The sequence below is a fragment of the Enterococcus lactis genome, from assembly GCF_015751045.1.
GTDB lineage: Bacteria > Bacillota > Bacilli > Lactobacillales > Enterococcaceae > Enterococcus_B > Enterococcus_B lactis.
Genome location: NZ_BNJW01000066.1, coordinates 1 through 1,370, shown reverse-complemented (window position 1 = coordinate 1,370; position 1,370 = coordinate 1). Strand labels below are relative to the sequence as shown.

Annotated in this window: 1 protein-coding gene; it reads right to left on the bottom strand. The window is 42.4% G+C overall.

What is annotated here, in order from left to right:
- Positions 1-166: 166 nt before the first annotated feature.
- Positions 167-1,296 (bottom strand): IS3 family transposase gene (locus KFO35_RS14060; RefSeq protein WP_104835207.1). Its coding sequence is split into 2 segments (ribosomal slippage): positions 167-1,068 and positions 1,068-1,296, totalling 1,131 coding nucleotides; the frame shifts between segments, so codons are not numbered across the junction.
- Positions 1,297-1,370: the final 74 nt, after the last annotated feature.

Here is a 1,370-nt window from a genome sequence, read left to right as displayed (position 1 = left end):
TGGATCTGTGTCAATAAAGTGGACTCATTTTTTGAGAGTTTTTTTGCAACCAATCCACTCTCGAGTTGTTTCATGATTTCAGACAATCGTCAAACTAAAACCGTTTGACCATTCTCTGAAACCATGAAAAGAGATTCTCGTGGATTCGTTCAAAAAATGTGAGTAGCTATTGCGCGTGCTGCCGAGCTTGGTCTTCTGCCTGTTGTGGTGTCAGATAGCCAATTGCTCCATGAATTCGCTTGCGGTTGTACCATCCTTCAATATATTGAAACAGTTCGAGTTTGGCTTCTTCATAAGAATGATAGGTCGTTTGATAGACTTCTTCTTTCTTTAATGCCGCGTGAAACGATTCGATACAGGAATTGTCGTAAGGCGTACCTTTGCGACTATAAGAGTGCGTTATCTTGTTCGTGCGCAATGCTTCCTCAAAATCGGAGCTAGTATACTGCGAACCAAGATCGGTTTGGATGATCAGTCCGTCTGTCGGTTGTTGATTTTGGATTGCTGATTCTAGCGCATTCATCACGATTTCAGTGGTCATCTGCTTGGCGTAAGTGTAGCCGATGATCTTTTTCGAATAAAGATCGATCACAGAAGCCAGGTAGGTCCAGCCGTCTTTTGCAGTCGAGATATATGTGATATCAGCGGCCCATTTTTGATTGATGCTGGTTGTGGAGAAATCTTGGTTTAAGAGATTTGTCCGTTCTTCAACGCGCTCTTTAGAAGCCTTGGTTGGATGATATTTTTTTACGGTGATCGAATGGATGCCAAGGAGACGCATCCGTTTTTGCACCCGTTTGATCGACAAATCAAAGCCTTGCTCTATCAGCTGATGATGAATTTTCCAGGCACCATAACGTTTCTTGCTGTCTGTGTAAATCGATAAGATGGCTTTATCGATGCGTTCATTTTCAAGTTCACGCTGACTTGGTGTGTGTTTGAGTTCCTTATAATACGTGCTTGGAGCTACTTCCATTACTCGCAAAAGCATGCGCGTCGGATACTCGTTGCTCTCGTTTTCAATGAAGAGGATTTTACTGTATAAGTTTACTTCGTGAATATAGCCATTGCTTTTTTTAAGATTTCGTTCTCCTGTCGCAGACGCGTCATTTCTTTTTCCATCTGTTTAATCTGAGCGGGAGTCAGCGAACTGCCAGTAACGGGCGTGTTGCTTTTCTTCCATTTGTAAATCGTTTGTTCTGCAATGCCATATTCACGGGAAATTTCGGCAACCGGCTTACCAGTTGCGACGAGTTGAAGGATCATGTCTTTTCTTTCTTGACTGTACTTTTTCATTTAGCGAACTTCCTTTCGTTCGAGGTTATTATAGTCCTCTCCCAAAATGTGTCCACTAAATCATCCTAACACCA